Origin of the sequence: Luteococcus sp. H101, from assembly GCF_038433155.1 — a bacterium.
Taxonomy (GTDB): Bacteria; Actinomycetota; Actinomycetes; order Propionibacteriales; family Propionibacteriaceae; genus Luteococcus.
Map to the genome: position 1 here is coordinate 117,702 of NZ_JBCDMW010000023.1, position 16,316 is coordinate 134,017.

The following is a 16,316-nucleotide window of genomic DNA, read 5'->3' on the forward strand; positions in this document are numbered from 1 at the left end:
GTGACCAGACCGAGCCGCCCCAGCGTGCACGCCTGGCTGATCGTCCTTGCCGCCACCGTGGCTGCCAGCCTCGCCTTCGACGCGCTGCGGCTCCCGTCGCCACAACTGTTCGGCGCATTGTTCGCCGCCATGGTCTACGCGGTGTGCGGCCGCGGGCCCGGCATCCGGCTGCCGGGCTGGGGTTCGGTGAGCGGCCAGGCCCTGATCGGCGTCTCGATGGGCGCGCTGCTCAACCTTGGCACCCTGCAGGAACTGGGCGGCAATGCCCTGCCCATCGCGGCGGTCAATGTGGCGACGCTGGTGCTGAGCCTGGTGCTGGGGCGGCTCTTCGCCCGGATTGGCCGGATCGGTTCGGCCACCGGCACCTTCGCCATGATCGCCGGCGGCGCGTCCGGGATCACCGCCGTGGCACGGGAACTCGGCGCCGATGACCGGATCACCTCGGTGGTGCAGTACCTGCGGGTGGTGCTGATCCTGGTCGGTATGCCGATTGTCACCGCGGCCGTCTTCCAGCCGAGCCCGGTGGAGGCCGTCGCCCCCGTGGCAGCGACGTCGCTGGCGACCGACCTGGCGTTCACGCTGGTCTCGGGGGTCGTCGGGGTGGGCGTTGCGCGCTTCATCCGGTTCCCGTCCGGCAGCCTGCTCTTCCCGCTCTTCGTGGCGGCCGGGCTCAGCGTCGGCGGCTGGCTGGGCCCCGCGCAGGTGCCGGACGCCTTGGTGGGCGTCGGCTATGCGCTGGTGGGTCTGCAGGTTGGCCTGCGGTTCACCCGCGCCAGCCTGCAGCAGGTCGGGCGACTGTTGCCGCTGGCGGTGCTCTTCATCGGGATCATCGTGCTGGGCTGCGCCGGCCTGGGCGCCGCGCTGGCGTGGGCCATCGACGTGCCGATGCTGGACGCCTACCTGGCCACCACGCCCGGCGGCCTGTACGCGGTGCTGGCCACCGCGGCCTCCAGCGGGGCGGATGTGACCTTTGTCCTGGCCGTGCAGGTCATCCGGCTCATCCTGGTGCTGGCCTCGGCGCCGCTGTTGGCCAGTTGGTTCCGCGGCCACCCCGGGCGCTGGGAGGCCGAGGACGACTGAGGCGCCGCGCACACCAGCTGCCCGGCGACGGATTCCCACGGCCGAAACTCTGATCAGAGTTGGCCGCGACGCATCAGGTCCATCAGGGCGCGGGCCACCCCGTCGTCGTCATTGCTGCCCGCGCGGCCGGTGGCGACGGCCAGCAGTTCGGGCGTCGCGGCCTCCATCGCGTAGGAATGCCCCGCCCAGGCGAGCATCTCCCTGTCATTGGGGGCATCGCCGAAGGCCACCACCTCGTCGCGCTGCACGCCCAGGGCGGCGGCGAGTTCGGCCAGAGCCGTCGCCTTGGTGACGCCACCAGCCGCCATCTCGACGAAGTCCGCGCCGGAGGTGGTGGCGTGCACCCCCTGGATCCCCAGGGCGGTGATCCGGCCCGCCAGCTCCAGGGCCGGGATCTCGGGATGGCGGGCCAGCAGCTTGAGGGCCGGCTGGGACGTGATCTCGTCGAGCGGCATCGTGGCGGCATCCAGGATGGCGGGCTGGTGGTCATCCGGCCCGGTCAACGCCCGGTAGGCCGCCTGCAGGCCGAAGGTGGCGCCGCGATCCCGCACGGTGGCGAAGACGGTCCCCGGGATCTGCTCGGCCGCCTCCTGTGTCAGGCGGGCGAGGGCCCGGGTGGTGATCAGGTGCTCGAAGGCCACCTCCCCGGTGGTCAGGTGCTGGGCCAGGGCGCCGTTGACGCAGATCGCCCAGCCCGTCAGGCCGCACCCGTCGGCGATCGGGGTCAGGCCGCGCGGCTGCCGGGCGGTCACCGGCACGACGGGTACCCCGCGCTCCTGCACGGCGTCCAGCACGCTGCGGGTCCAGGCATTGACGGTCTTGTCGGTGCGCAGCAGCGTCCCGTCCAGGTCCGTCGCCACCAGCCTGATTGACCCGGATCCGGTCACGGCACATCCCCCTCCTCACGGCCCAGCACCGGTGCAGGCTCGATCTGCCTTGCGCCGGTGCTGTCACCGTGCACTTCCTGTTCGGTCAGAAGTTGGCGTTCTGGCATCCATACTTGCCCAACAGCCTGGCCACGTGGATCTGGGCGTACCTGTTGGCGTCGGCCTTCTCCCAACCGGGGGTCGGCTGATTGCGCAGGTAGTGGGCACGTGCCTGGAGCTCGCGGCACTTCGCGGACGTGGCAGAGGCCGTTGGAGCCGAGGACACCATTCCGGACCCGGCCAGCACCGTGGCGGCGATGGCGGCTCCCAGAGTGCGACGGATGCTCGTCATGATTCATCTCCTTGCTGGTCACAGGGGCATTGAGTCCCCGACGCTAACAAGTCGACGGGTTCAGCACGGTGACTGGGATTTCTCAGGCCCGCGGGGCCGGGCGGGTGCCGTCCAGGTAGCGACGGCCCTCGAAGGCGCGGCCCAGGGTCACCTCGTCGGCGTACTCCAGGTCACCACCCACCGGCAGCCCGGAGGCCAGTCGGCTGATCCGCAGCCCCATGTCCTTGAGCAGCCGGGAGAGGTAGGTGGCGGTGGCCTCGCCCTCGGTGTTCGGGTCGGTGGCCAGGATGATCTCGGTCACCGTGCCGTCGGCCAGCCGGCTGAGCAGTTCCCGGATGTGCAGATCGGCCGGGCCCTTTCCGTCGATCGGGCTGATCGCGCCGCCGAGCACATGGTACAGCCCGCGGAATTCCCGGGTGCGCTCAATGGCGACGACGTCCTTGCTCTCCTCCACCACGCAGATCACGGACTGGTCGCGACGGCCGTCGCGGCAGATCCGGCAGGTCTCCTCCTGGGAGACGTTGAAGCAGACCTGGCAGAAACGGGCGCGGGCCTTCACCTCGCTGACCACCTGCGCGAACCGCTGGATGTCCTCGGCCGGCTGGTCGAGCATCCAGAAGGCAATCCGCTGGGCGCTCTTGGGACCGACGCCGGGCAGCCGCCCCAACTCGTCGATCAAGTCCTGAACCGGACCTTCGTACATCGTTGCCTTTCAGAAGTGCCCCTCGACAGGCTCGGGAGCATGGTGAGAATCCCGCCTCATGGACCGTGGTGAAGGTTGGCAGCCAACTCAACCACGATGGCCGAGCCTGTCGAGGCCCGACTCACCGTCACCCCACCCCATGCCGCTCGCGAAGATCGGGGACCGTGGCGACCTTGCCGCCTCGGGGAGCGTGCTTGGCTGGTGCGCCAGCTCAGAAGCCGAGGCTGCCCATGTCCGGCATGGCGGGCATGATCGAGGCGGCCTTGGCCTGCACCTGGCCCGAGGCGTCGCGCACCGCGGCCAGCACCAGGTCGGCCAGCCCCTCGGCATCCTCGGGGTCGATCGCCTCGGGCTTGATCACCAGTCCGGTCAGTTCGCCGGCGCCGGTCATGGTGGCCTCCACCAGGTCCCCACCGGCGCTGCCGGTGAAGGTGGAATTGGCCAGCTCATCCTGCGCCTGCTGCAACTGGGCCTGCATCGCCTGGGCCTGGGCCAGCAGCCCGTTCATGTCCATTCCCTCACCGAACATGGCGTTCCTCTCGTCATGGGCCTTCCGGGTGGTCCGAAAGGTCGGGGCCAGCCTACGCGCTCGTCGGAGCGGGGCACGGGTTGCCGAGCGCCAGCAGCGCCCCGATGTTCCGGCCGGCGCGGGTCAGGTTGGCGGCACCGTCGGCCAGCACCTCGTCCAAGGAACCCAGCCGGTCCAGGATCGGGATGATGGCGGCGAAGCCCTCGTCGTAGAGCACGTCGGCACCATCCCCCAGCGATCCGGTCACGGCGACGACGGGCACCCCGGCCGCCGCGGCCACGTCGGCCACCCCCTTGGGGGTCTTGCCGAACCGGGTCTGGGAATCCATCCGGCCCTCGCCGGTGATCACCAGACTGGCCCCGCGGACCTTGTCGGGCAGCCCGGAGTGTTGGACGACGATCTCGATCCCCCGCTTGAGTTCCGCCGACGTGAAGGCCAACAGGCCGGCCCCCAGCCCGCCTGCCGCCCCGGCCCCGGGCACCGAGGCCACCTCGCGGCCCAGGTCACGCTGCACCACCCGGGCAAAGTGGGCCAGCGCAGCATCCAGTTCCTCGACACAGGCTGGGTCTGCCCCCTTCTGCGGACCGTAGACCGCGCTCGCGCCGTCCGGGCCGCACAATGGGTTGGTCACGTCACAGGCCACCTCCAGGGTGAGCTCGCCGAGCCGGGGATCCAGCGCGGCGACGTCGATCCGGTCCAACCGGGCCAGGGCGGCACCACCGGGTTCCAGCTCATTGCCCGGGCCATCCAGCAGCCGGGCACCCAGGGCCTGGGCCAGCCCGGCTCCGGCGTCATTGGTGGCGCTGCCGCCGATCCCCAGCACGATGTGCCGAGCTCCGGCGTCCAGGGCGGCCAACAACAACTGGCCGGTGCCGCGAGTCGAGGCCCGGCGCACATCGCGTCGCTCCCGGGCAACCAGGGCAAGTCCACTGGCCTCCGCCATTTCGATCACCGCGGTGCGGCCGTCACCCAGCATCCCCCACGTGGCCTGGACTGGATCCCCCAGCGGGCCGTCGACGGTGGTGGTGCGCAGTTCACCGCCGGTGGCGTCCACCAGGGAGTGCACGGTGCCCTCCCCGCCGTCGGCCATCGGGACGTGGACGCAGCGGGCCTCGGGAAGACTCAGAAGCAGCCCGGCTTCCAAGGCCTGACAAGCCTCTTTGGCGGTGAGCGATTCCTTGAAGGAGTCGGGCGCCAATACGATGGTGTGGATCATCATTGACCTCTCGGGTGAAGCGGAATGTCGACCCCTCGACCGGCTCGGGGTGCGGGGTGGCGGCTCGGGGCCGTGGGGTCAGACGCTGGCCTCCTCCTCCGCGATCACCACACCACCCAGAGCCCGGGTGATCAGTTCCGCGGCGGACTCGCCCGACTCGTCCAGCGACTCGTCGTCGTCACTGACCAGCTGGGACTCGTCCACCTCCGGTTCGGGCGCGCTGGGGCCCGAGGCCGTGGGCCGGATGTTCTGCCGGGCCTGCTGGGTCCAGCGCGACGAGTCGACGTGGTCCGGCGGCGGCTCCGGGGCGCTGGGCGGGGTCTGCGGCCCCGGGTCCCCGTCACCCCGAAAAGGGGAGGCCGGTTCGCTGGGCAGCTCCTGACCGTCCGATTCCTGCGACGGCCGCTCCGGCCCCTGACCGGGCTGGTGTTGCCAGTCGGTGCGCGGGGGTTGGGCCGACGACTGGCCGCCCGGCATGCCCTGGTCACCGCCCTGCGGCCCCCGAGGCTGGCCGCCACCCGGCTGACCACCCGAGGGACCACCAGCAGGACGGCCCCCGCCGGGGGAACCACCGGTATGCCCGCCGTCGATGATGGCCTCCACCCGCAGGTCGGCGCCCATCACCTCCACCATGCAGTCGCGCAGCACGTCCTGGCTGCCGCCGGAGGCAAACCGGTCCCGGGCACCGGGATTGCTGAAGCCCAGCACCAGCACACCGTCGCGCACGTCCACCACCTGCGCGTTCTGGCTGAGCAGGATCCAGGCAAACCGACGCCGGGTCTTGACCTCCTCCAACACCTGCGGCCACAGACGACGCACGTCGGAGACCCCGATGCTGCCCGATGCACCCGCCTGGCTTGATGCCGGGGGCTGTCCCGCCGGCTGCTGACCGTGCCCAGGCTGGTTGGGCTGACTCGGCTGGATGGGCTGTCCGGGCTGGTTGGGTTGCCCGGGGGCGGGCGCCGGGCGCTGCCCCAGCATGGGCGCCCCTGCGGGGCGCTGACCCTGAGATGCTGCGGGACGCTGACCCTGCACCGCGGGCCGCTGGCCCTGCTGTGCGGCGGGTCGCTGCCCCTGCCCGACACCCGGCTGGGCGGGGCGCTGCCCGCCCGGCGACGCGGGCGGCTGCGAGGCCGGCGCCTGCGGGTCGGGCTGGGCCGCAGGCCGCTGCTGCGCGGGCGGGGCCGGCGGGGCGTCGTCGAAGTGCTCCGGCTGGGTGTGCAGCGGGCGGGAGTCGTGCGCCACCGAGGCATCCTGCGCCGGCTGCGGAGCCGCACCGCGCTGCGCCGGATCCTGATCCATCGGGCCCTGGGCGACGGCATGGGGCGCCGCCCCTCCCAGATCCGACGGGCTCCACTGCCCGGCGCCGGGATCGGCGGGAGCGGGGGCACCGGGCATCCCGACCCGCCGCTCCAGCCGATCCAACCGGGCATGGATGCCCCGGCCGTCGACGTCCGCACCCGGCAGCAACACCCGGGAACACATCAGCTCCAGGTGCAGCCGGGGCGCGGTGGTGCCGCGCATGTCGGTCAGGCCGGTGGCCATCACCTCGGCGGCCCGGGTCAATTCCCCGGCGCCCATCCCATTGGCCTGGGTCTCCAGGCGTTCGGCCTGGTCACCCGCGACGTCGATCAGCCCGCTGGAGACCGCATCCGGGACGGCCGCCACGATCACTAGGTCACGCAGCCGACGCAGCAGGTCCTCGGCGAAGCGACGCGGATCCTGCCCCACCTCAATCACCTTGTCGATGGTGGCGAAGACCCCGGCGGCGTCCCCCGCGGCAAAGGCATCCATGATCTCGTCCAGCAGGGCATCTGGGGTGTAGCCCAGCAGACCGGCTGCCTGCTCATAGCTGACCCCATCCGCCGCGGCGCCACCAAGCAGCTGGTCCAGCACGCTCAAGGAGTCACGAACCGAGCCGGCGCCCGCCCGAACCACCAGCGGCAACACCGAGTGGTCCACGTTGACCCCCTCGGCCTCGCACAGGGTGGCCAGGTAGTTCTGCAACACCTTCGGCGGCACCAGCCGGAAGGGGTAGTGGTGGGTGCGCGACCGGATGGTGCCAATCACCTTCTCCGGCTCCGTGGTGGCGAAGATGAACTTCACGTGCGGGGGCGGCTCCTCCACCAGCTTCAGCATGGCGTTGAAGCCCTGCGCCGTCACCATGTGCGCCTCGTCGATGATGTAGATCTTGTAGCGCGAATGGACGGGCGCGAAGAAGGCACGTTCCCGCAGGTCCCGGGCGTCGTCGACGCCGCCGTGGCTGGCCGCGTCGATCTCGATCACGTCGATGGAACCATTGCCACCGCGCGCCAGGTCCCGGCAGCTCTGGCACTGGCCGCAGGGGGTGGGCGTGGGCCCCTGCTCACAGTTCAGGCAACGGGCCAGGATCCGGGCACTGGTGGTCTTGCCGCAGCCACGCGGGCCGCTGAACAGGTAGGCGTGGTTCACCTTGTTGTTGGTCAGCGCACGCTGCAGTGGATCGGTGACGTGCTCCTGCCCGATCACCTCGGCGAAGGTCTCCGGCCGGTAGCGACGATAGAGAGCCAGCGGTGCCGCCGGGGCATCGTCCACCGCGCGCGTCTGGTGTGTGGATGCCGGCGCGGCGAGTTCGGTAGGGACGGCCGGGCCATCGACAGGCTGGGCCATCGAGGTCGACTCGGCGATCAGGGCCTCGCCGGATTCGGGCGGCATGGCGTCGTCGCCCACCGCGGCCTCGGCCGGCTCGGCGAGCAGGGTGTCGGCTCCGCCCAGCAGCAGCTCGTCCTCCGGGTCATCCTCCAGCCCGTCGTCGGGCTCCTGGGTGACTGCGGGGCGGGCATCGGCCACCGGCGGCTCCCCACCGAACAGCCCGGGGCCATCCTGCTCGAAGAAGTCGTCGTCGCTCTCGAGACCCAGCTCGTTCTCGTAGTCGTCGTCCACGTCCTGAACCCTAGTTGACACCTCCGACAGTTTTCGACGGGCCGGAAACCTCACCCATCCAAGCATTTACGCAAGGGGACCGTGATCTTATTTAGGTTAGCGTTACCTAAATGTTCTCGATTGTCTTCACACCATTGGAAGTGACCCCTTATGCAGTGCCGCCGCTGTGGCGCCTGCTCACCAAGTTCCTCTACTTTGTCGCCCTGGCCGGGGCCATCGGCGCACCCCTCACCCACGCGCTGGCCCTGCGACCGTCGCTCCGCCTGGCGCCCAAGGCGGCCATCCCCGTGCGCCATCGCGCCACGACCGCCCTGGGGATCGGCGGGATCATCCTGGTGGTCGGCGGCTACCTGCAACTGGCCGGGCGCGTGGCCCGCGCCAAGAACGGCCCCACCTACAGTCAGGCATTGACCCCTGGCGCCATCGTCGACTTCCTGCGCAAGCCCGCCGAGGAAGGCGAATGGGTTTCGACGGGGATCATGATCGGCCTGCAGAACCTGTGCTTCCTGGCCTGCGCCATCCTTCTGCTGGTGAGCTGGCGTCGACGCGATGACCGGCCGGCCCTGCCCGCGGGGCTGATCGCCGCAACCGGCAGCCTGATCGGATCCATCCCCCGCAAGGCCCTCGACGCCGATCACCTGACCAGCGCCATCGCCGTCCAAGCCCACATCATCGGCGGCAGCGTCTGGCTGGGTGGGCTCGGGCTGCTGGCCGCCATCTCCCTGACCCGCCGCGAGGGTGACGCCGAGGAGCATGCCGCCTGGGCCCAGGCATGGAGCCGCTTCGGCACCGTCGCGCTCTGGTCCGTGGGCGCCGCGATCGCCTCCGGGCTGTGGCTGACCCGACGCGAAGTGGGCAGCATCGAGCAGCTGTGGACCACCATCTTCGGCCGAGTACTGCTGGCCAAGCTGCTGCTGGTGGCCGGGCTGTTGGCAGCCGGCGCCTGGAACCAGCTAGTGCTGATGCCGGCGATCGCCCGCGAGCAGCGCCGCAATCACCAGCAGCGCGTCGGCGAGCTGGTGCTGACGCGGTTCCCGCGCGTCGTGGCGACGGAGACGGTACTGGGGGTGGGTGTGCTGGCCTGCGTGAGCTTCCTGGTTGGTTCCGCGCGTGGCGAGTCGGGGCAGCCCGAGGCGGGGCCGATCGCCCTGCCGCTGCTGGGGATCGGCCTGGCCCTGATCGCCGTGATGGCCGCCTCCTTCTGGGCGACGACGCGCGCGTCCGCCGCCCTTGCCCGATTGGAGGCCCCGGCCGAGACCCCGCATCACACCGTCGAGGCCGCCGGCGCCCCCAGCTGACCACTCACCACCCAGCCACCACTCCGCGGCGTCCGATTGGGCGCCGGGGAGTTCCTGTGCGCCCTCGGCGTCGGGAACAATGTGACCATGGCATCCCCCGAGGACATGGCCGCCGCGGTGGCCGATTCCCTGCGTGCACGCACCGGCCACAGCCTGGATGAGTGGGTCCGGATCGTCCAGCAGAACTCCGGGCTGGATCCGCTGAACCAACTGGCCGTGCGCCGCTGGCTACGGGATGTGCATGGGATCGCACAGAACAGCCAGTGGACGATCGCCTTCGAGGTGGCCGGCCGCGCGGGCTGGACGATGCCCACGCCCCAGCAGTTCGCAGACCAGATGTACGCCGGGAAGAAGCAGCCGCTGCGCCCCCTCCATGACGCCCTGGTGGCCGCCGCCGAGGCCTGCGGATTGGAAGCGCATGTCGAGGGCCGGGCCAGTTATACGCCCATCGTCCGGGCACGGCAGTTCGCCGCCGTCGGGCCCGGGCCGCGGCTGACCGTCCGGCTGGGGCTGCGCTTCCGGGAGGCACCTGCCGGGATCGAACCGGCCAAGGGATTCGCGCAGGCGACGCACTGGCTGCACTTCGGCGCCGACGTCGCGCCCGATGAGGCGGTGGCGCAGGCGCGGGACTTCCTGGAGCTCGCCTACGCGCAGAACGGCTGAGGAGCAGACCTCGCCAAGGTCGGCCACCGAGCTTGCGCCCCTGCCCCACGACGAACCCGAGCCCCACCGAGGGCTCGCTCAGGCGTCGGCCAACAACCGCGCCAGGGCAGCCAGGCCTTCCTGGACATAGTCGGCGGCGGGCCGCACCGCGCCCTCGACATACCAACTCTGGATCGCCGCGATGAAGCCGTTGATGGTGGCCGCGGCAATGAAGCGCGCCTCGGCCTTGGATCCCTGCCCGGCCCCCGCCAGCAGTTCGGCCACCTGCTCGGTCACCTCGTTGAGGTAGACCGCGGCCGCCGCCTGCACTCCGCGGTGCCCCAGCCACAGCTCCATCCGGTACATCGTCTCATCACGCTCGTCCACGAAGTGACCTTGGCCAATGGCCTCCAAGGCTTCGGAAACCGCCCGCAGGAAGGACGATCCGGCCTGCAACCGCTCCTGCAGGACGTCCAGGATCACGGCGTCGTACTCGTCGTGCAGAACCAGCCCCTCCTTGGTCCCGAAATAGCGATAGACGGTCGACGGGGAGACCTCGGAGGCCTCGGCCACCTGATCGACGGTGACCTGGTCGAAGCCGTGTTCCCGGAAGAGGGCGACGGCCTGCCGCTGGATGTTCCGCATTGCCGCGGCCTTCTTGCGCTGCCTCAAACCCGCCATGCCCACCTCCGCAGTGATCGAACCCTGACAGTATGCCCCAAAACCTGACAGTGACTCCCAGTTCGTCTACCCTGAACTCATGAGACAGTCACTTTCAGTTGAGAGTTCCTCTCCGATTCTGGCGGAGGGGATCACGAAGAGTTTCGGCACCGTCCGGGCGCTTGCCGGGCTCGACCTGACGGTCCACCGGGGGGAGGTACACGGTTTCCTCGGCCCCAACGGGGCGGGCAAGTCCACCACCATCCGCGCCATCCTCGGTCAGCTGCGGCTGGACGCGGGGAGCCTCCGGTTGTTCGGGGAGGACCCCTGGCGGCACGGCCCCCGGCTGCACGAACGAATGGCCTACGTCCCCGGCGACACCGCCCTGTGGCCGAGCCTCAGCGGTGGCGAGTGCATTGACCTGATCGGGCGCCTGCAGGGTAGCCAGGACACCCGTCGCCGCGACGACCTGATCCAGCGCTTCGAGCTGGACCCGCGCCGCAAGGCCGGCACCTATTCCAAGGGCAACCGGCAGAAGGTGGCACTGGTGGCGGCGCTGTCCACCCGCGCCGACCTGCTGCTGCTCGACGAGCCCACGTCGGGCCTGGACCCCGTCATGGAGGAGCGCTTCATCGAGACCGTTCGGGAGCTCGCCGACGAGGGACGCACCGTCCTGCTGAGCAGCCACATCATGGCCGAGGTGGAGCGGCTGTGCGACCGGGTGACCATCATCCGTGCTGGCCAGACCGTCATCACCGACACCCTGGATGCCCTGCGCGCCGGGGCCATGGTGCGGGTCGAGGCCGGCCTGGCCACGCCACTGCCCCACCACCTGGACCTGCCGGGCACCACCGAGCGGCAGACCAGTCACGACGGGCACCACGTCCGCCTCACCGTGCACCCGGATGGGGTGCTGGAGGTGGTGCGGACACTGACCGACCTTGCCCCCACGACGCTGACCGTCACCCCGGCCAGCCTCGACGAGCTGTTCTGGCAGCACTACGGCAAGGAGGAGAAGTGACCACCGGACTGTGGCAGCTGGTGCGCCTGCAGTGGCGCACCTCACGGGGGATGCTGCTGGTGGCGCCGGCGCTGCTGGCCGCACTGGTGACGGCGGTGGCGGGGAGTATCGCGTCGCTCTACCCCCAGCAGGAGCAACGCGACGTCTATCGCCAGACCATGGGTGCTTCGCCCGCCGCGGCCGCCTTCAACGGCCGCGGCCATGACCTGGAGCACCTGGGTGGGATCGTGGCCTATGAGGTGGGCTTCATGGGCCAGCTCGCCCTGCCCATCATCGGATTGGTGATGGCCGTCCGGTTGACCCGACGGCTGGAGGATGCGGGCATTCTGGAGCTGGTCACCTCCGGGCGGGTGGCGCGCACCGCGGTGCCACTGGCGGCTGCGTTGAGCAGCACCGGAGCCTGGCTCCTGTTCTGGGTGCTGAGCGCCGTGGGTCTTGTGGTGCAGGACTTCCCGACGTCGGGCAGTCTGCGCTACGCGACGGTGATGGCCCTGTTCGGGTTGGCCTTCAGCGCGGCGGGGCTGCTGTTGGGGCAGGCCGCTGCGACGGCGCGCAGCGCGACGGCGGCGGGGATGGCGCTCATCCTGACCGCCTTCCTGGTGCGGGCGGTGGTGGACGGCCGCAACACGTCGTGGACCTGGGCCTCCCCGATGGGCTGGGTGGCCGAGGCACACCCCTGGGGCGCGTGGCGTTGGTGGCCGGTGCTGGCCTTTGCCGCCCTGACCTTGGCCCTGGCATCTGGTGCCGTCGGGCTGGCTGCGCGACGTGACCTCGGCGCCGGCCTGTTGGCTCCGCGGCCGGGCCGGCCGACGGCCGGTGGGCGGTTGGCCACACCGCTGGGTCTCGCCTGGCGGCTGGGAGCCGCCGGGCTGCTCGGCTGGGGCCTGGGAGCGGTGGCGTGGGCGGCGGCGATCGGCAGCATGTCGCAGGAGTTCGTCGACGTCGTCGAGGCCAATCCGAGCCTGGCCGAGGCCTTCGGCGGTGACGCGAACCGGTTGTCCGTCGTGCTCGCCCTGTTGTTGACCCAGGTGATGGCGATGGCGGCCGGTCTTGGGCTGGTGCTGCGGCTGGGCGCCGAGGAGATTTCCGGCCGGATGGGCCTGCTGCATGCCGGCCGACTCCCTCGCCTGCGCTGGTGGCTCGCCTTCACCGGCCTGGCCCTGACAGGAAGCACGGCAGCCTCCGTGGCCTCGTCGGCGACGCTGGGACTGGTGCAGGCCCGGGTGATGGACCGCCCCGAGGTGGCCGACGACCCGCTGCGGGCCGCCGCCTGGTTGCTGGCGCCAACCCTGCTGGTGGTCGCCTTCGGCGCGCTGCTGGTGGCCGTCGCCCCGCGGTGGCGGGCGCTGGCCTGGCTGCCGGTGGCGTGGGTGGCGGTGGTGGGCATCGTGGGCGAGCCGCTGCGCCTGCCCGAGTGGGCCCGGGACCTGCCCCCGCTACACCTGGTGGGTCAGGTGCCGATGGAGGCCGCGTCGCGTCCGGCCACGACGGCCCTGGCCACGGCGGTGCTGGCGGCGTTGGCGGTTGGCCTGTGGGGGTCCGAGCGACGAGACCTGGCCCGCGGCTGAGGGCGCCCGGAAGACCCTGGACGCACAGAAGACCCTGTACGCAAAGGGGTCCCCGCGCACCTGGAAGAGCTCACTTACCCTTGCTGTCTTTCGACCCTGGGGGAGTTGGGCGAGGTACCACCGCGCGGGGACCTTGGGTCTACTTTAGCCCCGCGGCAGCCCCTGGACCAATCGCCGCACAGCGAGACGATCCGCCCGGGGAGGCAGACAACCCCGCTCATTTCGTGATATGGGGTCCGCGGCCGGGGTCTGGCCACTAGCGTTTCCCCGCCGGGCCGAGGGGCCCTGGCCTCTTGGAAGGAGCCGCCCATGAGCGAGCCAACACAGCATGAAGGGCACCTGCAACGTAGCCTCAGCAACCGTCACATCCAGTTGATCGCCATCGGTGGCGCGATTGGAACGGGCCTGTTCATGGGCTCCGGCAAGACCGTCCACGCCGCCGGGCCGTCGCTGGTACTGGTCTACCTGATCATCGGCATCATGCTCTTCTTCGTGATGCGCGCCATGGGCGAACTGCTGCTGTTCAACCTGAAGTACAAGTCCTTCCAGGACTTCAGCGCCGACATGCTCGGCCCCTGGGCCGGCTTCTTCTCCGGCTGGACCTACTGGCTGTGCTGGGTGGTCACCGGCATGGCGGACCTGGTGGCCATCAGCGGCTACTGGGACTACTGGGTGCACAACAAGTCGCTGTCCGTCGGGCTGGCGTGCGCCGTGATGCTCGCCCTGCTGGGGCTCAACCTGCTGACGGTCAAGCTCTTCGGCGAGCTGGAGTTCTGGTTCGCACTGATCAAGGTGATCGCCATCCTGGTGCTGATCGTCGCCGCCCTCTACATGGTCGTCACGCACTTCAAGGCGCCCAACGGACAGGTGGCCGCGGTCAGCAACCTGTGGAGCCACGGCGGCTTCTTCCCGACGGGATTCAAGGGCTTCTTCGCGGCCTTCCAGATTGCCGTCTTCGCCTTCGTCGGCATCGAATTGGTGGGTACGACGTCGGCTGAGACCAAGGACCCGGAGAAGACGCTGCCCAAGGCCATCAACTCCATCCCCGTGCGCGTCATCTTCTTCTACGTCTTCGCGCTGCTGGCCATCATGATGGTGACCCCGTGGGATGAGGTGAACCCCGCCGTCAGCCCGTTTGTGAACCTGTTCGGCCTGATCGGCCTGAGTGCCGCCGCGTCGGTGATGAACTTCGTGGTGCTGACCTCCGCGTCGAGCTCCTGCAATTCCGGCATCTACTCCACCTCGCGGATGCTCTACGGCCTGGCGCACCGTGGGATGAGCCCAAAGCGCTTCGGCCGGCTGTCCGGCAATGGCGTGCCCGTCGCGGGCCTGGTGATGAGCGTCTCCCTGATCCTCACCGCCGTGCTGCTGATGCTCAGCGATTCCATCATGGGCGCTTTCACCGTGGTCACGACCATCTCCGCGGTGCTCTTCATCTTCGTCTGGGGCCTGATCCTGCTGAGCTACATGAAGTACCTCAAGCGCTTCCCCGAGGCGCATGCCAGAAGCATCTTCCCGATGCCCGGCGCCAGGTTCATGCCCCAGGTGGTGCTGGTCTTCTTCGCCTTCATCCTGGTGATCCTCACGCAGGAGAAGGACACCCTGCAGGCCCTGATGGTCACGCCGCTGTGGTTCATCCTGCTGGGGGTGGCATGGTTCTTCGGCCGCAAGCACGCGGCCCCGGATGCCGACGATCTCACCCCCGCCGAACTCTACGACGAGATCATCAACCACAAGCACTGAGCTGTCCTGGTTGTGGTCTGGGCCCCGTTCGCGCCTTGCGCGGGCGGGGCCTTGGCATGCCTCCCACAATCACCCATTCGAGGGGATGCGCTCCCCCACCGCGAGGCTCTAACGTCCTCCCATGGGATTCCTGGAGAACAACAAGGTTCACGTGGGCGATGGCCCGCACGCACGGGTGAGCACGGCCGACTGGGCCGCCAACGCGAACGGCGGGGTCCATGGCGGCCTGATTGCCACTCTGGTGGACTCCACCATGGGCGAGGCGGTGCGCGAGGCGGTTGACGATGACGCGACGGTGGTGACAGTGCAGATGACCGTCACCTACCTCAATGGTGCGGAGCCAGGCGACGAGCTTGAGGCCCGGGCCGAGGTACTGAAGACCTCGAAGGCCTTGGCTCTGGTATCCGCCGAGGTGACCCGCGTCGCCGACGGCCGGGACATCGCCCAGGCACAGGCCACCTTCGCAATCAGCCACAAGGACTGACCCCGGCTCCGCGGCCCGATTGGCGACAAGGTGAACCGAACGTGTACGCTCTCCCACGGAGGATTCGCCTAGAGGCCTATGGCGCTCGCTTGGAAAGCGGGTTGGGTTCACGCCCTCACGGGTTCAAATCCCGTATCCTCCGCCATCCCTGACAAGGGGAAACGCCCCCGGCGAGCTTCTGGCTCCCGGGGGCGTTTCGCTCGGTCACACGTGGATGGCAGGCCCCCACCGAGCCCGAGGATCCGTCCTAGATTGACTGCATGACCTCCCCGCGACGAATCTCCGTGGTCCTGTTCGAGCGGTTCGAAGTGCTCGACGTCTTAGGGCCGGTGGAGCTGTTCAGCAAGGTCCCCGGGCTCCAGGTCGAGCACGTCGGCCCCGGCACCGGTCCGGTCCGCAGCGCCCAGGGCGTCCAGGTGATCGCGGAAACCTCCTACCAGGAGCTGCAAGAACCCGACATCCTGCTGGTTCCCGGCGGCGCCGGCACCCGTCCGCTCGCCGCCGATCCGGACTTCCTGGGCTGGCTTGGCCGGACCGCCAAGAACTCACGTCTGGTGACCTCGGTCTGCACCGGCTCGGCCCTACTGGCAGCCGCGGGCGCGCTGGACGGCTACTGCGCCACCAGCAACAAACTCGCCTTCGGTTGGGTCACCGGTTGCGGACCCGACGTCGACTGGCAGCCGCAGGCCCGCTGGGTGGCGGATCGGAACCGATGGACCTCGTCGGGCGTGGCCGCCGGGATGGACATGGCCCACGCCCTGATCCAGCATCTCCACGGCGCTGAGGCAGCGGACAACGCGGCCCGGATCGCCGAGTATGAACCCCACCGGGATTCGACGTGGGACCCCTTCGCCCAGATCTACGGGCTGTCCTGACGGCAGGGACCGTGGGCCATGCTCCACACTCGCTGCGCCAACTCCCGGTACTGGCCCGGCTGCCCCACGTCGGCAGGCCCGAAGAACTGCACCATCACCTGGTGCATCAGGTCCTGAACGGCCCGCACCGACGTCGCCGCCGGTAGGCGACGGGCAATCTCCGTCGCCTCAATCTGGTACTCGTCGGGCGGCGCACCCGGACCGACCCCGGCCGGATCCAGCTCCCTCAGCCCGGCCGTCAGCAGCGCCCGAACCTCATCCACGCTCATGCCGGAAAACTACCCGAGCAAGACATCGCAATGCGTTGCTGGCAGGAAAATGCCTGGCCAGGCCGGTGAAGCTCTCGTACCGTGGAGC

At 70.0% G+C, this 16,316-nt stretch carries 16 protein-coding genes, 1 tRNA gene and 1 other RNA gene; 9 read left to right on the forward strand and 9 right to left on the reverse strand.

Annotated features, from left to right (window positions below):
* Complete coding sequence (locus AAEX60_RS10525) at positions 1-1,080, forward strand: AbrB family transcriptional regulator (RefSeq protein ID WP_342103325.1); 1,080 nt, start codon at positions 1-3, stop codon at positions 1,078-1,080.
* A gap of 53 nt (positions 1,081-1,133) precedes the next feature.
* On the opposite strand, the gene AAEX60_RS10530 is transcribed toward AAEX60_RS10525, so the two are convergent.
* The 6 genes from AAEX60_RS10530 to AAEX60_RS10555 all read right to left on the reverse strand — a co-directional run bounded on the left by AAEX60_RS10530 (position 1,134) and on the right by AAEX60_RS10555 (position 7,734).
* Positions 1,134-1,967, reverse strand: coding sequence for a Cof-type HAD-IIB family hydrolase (locus tag AAEX60_RS10530; RefSeq protein ID WP_342103327.1), 834 nt, complete (start codon positions 1,965-1,967; stop codon positions 1,134-1,136).
* Positions 1,968-2,052: 85 nt separating this feature from the next.
* On the reverse strand, positions 2,053-2,298 hold the full coding sequence (locus AAEX60_RS10535; protein ID WP_342103329.1) for a hypothetical protein: 246 nt from the start codon (positions 2,296-2,298) through the stop codon (positions 2,053-2,055).
* Between the two features lie 82 nt (positions 2,299-2,380).
* Positions 2,381-3,001, reverse strand: a complete 621-nt coding sequence (gene recR / locus AAEX60_RS10540; RefSeq protein WP_342103330.1) for a recombination mediator RecR — start codon at positions 2,999-3,001, stop codon at positions 2,381-2,383.
* 211 nt (positions 3,002-3,212) lie between these two features.
* Positions 3,213-3,530, reverse strand: a complete 318-nt coding sequence (locus AAEX60_RS10545; RefSeq protein WP_342103331.1) for a YbaB/EbfC family nucleoid-associated protein — start codon at positions 3,528-3,530, stop codon at positions 3,213-3,215.
* A 52-nt stretch (positions 3,531-3,582) separates the two neighbouring features.
* A complete protein-coding gene (locus AAEX60_RS10550; RefSeq protein WP_342103332.1) occupies positions 3,583-4,746 on the reverse strand; it encodes a glycerate kinase in 1,164 nt (387 codons plus the stop codon).
* Between the two features lie 78 nt (positions 4,747-4,824).
* Positions 4,825-7,734: a DNA polymerase III subunit gamma and tau gene (locus AAEX60_RS10555; RefSeq protein WP_342103333.1), complete on the reverse strand. Its 2,910-nt coding sequence runs from the start codon at positions 7,732-7,734 to the stop codon at positions 4,825-4,827.
* A 74-nt stretch (positions 7,735-7,808) separates the two neighbouring features.
* Here AAEX60_RS10555 and AAEX60_RS10560 point away from each other — a divergent pair, with 74 nt between their 5' ends.
* Positions 7,809-8,966 (forward strand): CopD family protein, encoded by a 1,158-nt coding sequence (locus AAEX60_RS10560; protein WP_342103334.1) that lies wholly within the window; start codon positions 7,809-7,811, stop codon positions 8,964-8,966.
* 87 nt (positions 8,967-9,053) lie between these two features.
* Positions 9,054-9,629 (forward strand): DUF5655 domain-containing protein, encoded by a 576-nt coding sequence (locus tag AAEX60_RS10565; RefSeq protein ID WP_342103336.1) that lies wholly within the window; start codon positions 9,054-9,056, stop codon positions 9,627-9,629.
* 78 nt (positions 9,630-9,707) lie between these two features.
* On the opposite strand, the gene AAEX60_RS10570 is transcribed toward AAEX60_RS10565, so the two are convergent.
* Positions 9,708-10,289 carry a TetR/AcrR family transcriptional regulator gene (locus AAEX60_RS10570; RefSeq protein WP_342103338.1) on the reverse strand — a complete coding sequence of 194 codons (582 nt, stop codon included), beginning with the start codon at positions 10,287-10,289 and terminating at the stop codon, positions 9,708-9,710.
* A 79-nt stretch (positions 10,290-10,368) separates the two neighbouring features.
* On the opposite strand from AAEX60_RS10570, the gene AAEX60_RS10575 reads away from it, so the two are divergent.
* Together AAEX60_RS10575 and AAEX60_RS10580 are read left to right on the forward strand one after the other, a co-directional pair.
* Positions 10,369-11,289: an ATP-binding cassette domain-containing protein gene (locus AAEX60_RS10575; RefSeq protein WP_342103340.1), complete on the forward strand. Its 921-nt coding sequence runs from the start codon at positions 10,369-10,371 to the stop codon at positions 11,287-11,289.
* Positions 11,286-12,857: an ABC transporter permease gene (locus AAEX60_RS10580; protein WP_342103342.1), complete on the forward strand. Its 1,572-nt coding sequence runs from the start codon at positions 11,286-11,288 to the stop codon at positions 12,855-12,857. Before AAEX60_RS10575 ends, AAEX60_RS10580 begins: the two co-directional genes overlap by 4 nt.
* A gap of 40 nt (positions 12,858-12,897) precedes the next feature.
* Here the strand turns inward: AAEX60_RS10580 and ffs are convergent.
* An RNA gene (gene ffs, locus AAEX60_RS10585) (signal recognition particle sRNA small type) lies at positions 12,898-12,994 on the reverse strand.
* Between the two features lie 172 nt (positions 12,995-13,166).
* Between ffs and AAEX60_RS10590 the strand changes: the two genes are divergently transcribed.
* The 4 genes from AAEX60_RS10590 (at position 13,167) to AAEX60_RS10605 (ending at position 15,959) form a co-directional block, all read left to right on the forward strand.
* Positions 13,167-14,600 carry an amino acid permease gene (locus AAEX60_RS10590; protein WP_342103344.1) on the forward strand — a complete coding sequence of 478 codons (1,434 nt, stop codon included), beginning with the start codon at positions 13,167-13,169 and terminating at the stop codon, positions 14,598-14,600.
* Positions 14,601-14,721: 121 nt separating this feature from the next.
* Positions 14,722-15,084, forward strand: coding sequence for a PaaI family thioesterase (locus AAEX60_RS10595; RefSeq protein WP_342103346.1), 363 nt, complete (start codon positions 14,722-14,724; stop codon positions 15,082-15,084).
* Between the two features lie 57 nt (positions 15,085-15,141).
* Positions 15,142-15,229 (forward strand) — tRNA-Ser (locus tag AAEX60_RS10600).
* A 115-nt stretch (positions 15,230-15,344) separates the two neighbouring features.
* Entirely contained in the window at positions 15,345-15,959 is a 615-nt protein-coding gene (locus tag AAEX60_RS10605; RefSeq protein ID WP_342103348.1) for a DJ-1/PfpI family protein, read from the forward strand.
* Here AAEX60_RS10605 and AAEX60_RS10610 read toward each other — a convergent pair.
* Positions 15,944-16,228 (reverse strand): hypothetical protein, encoded by a 285-nt coding sequence (locus tag AAEX60_RS10610; RefSeq protein ID WP_342103349.1) that lies wholly within the window; start codon positions 16,226-16,228, stop codon positions 15,944-15,946. The two genes, AAEX60_RS10605 and AAEX60_RS10610, sit on opposite strands and share 16 nt — an antisense overlap.
* Positions 16,229-16,316 lie beyond the last annotated feature (88 nt).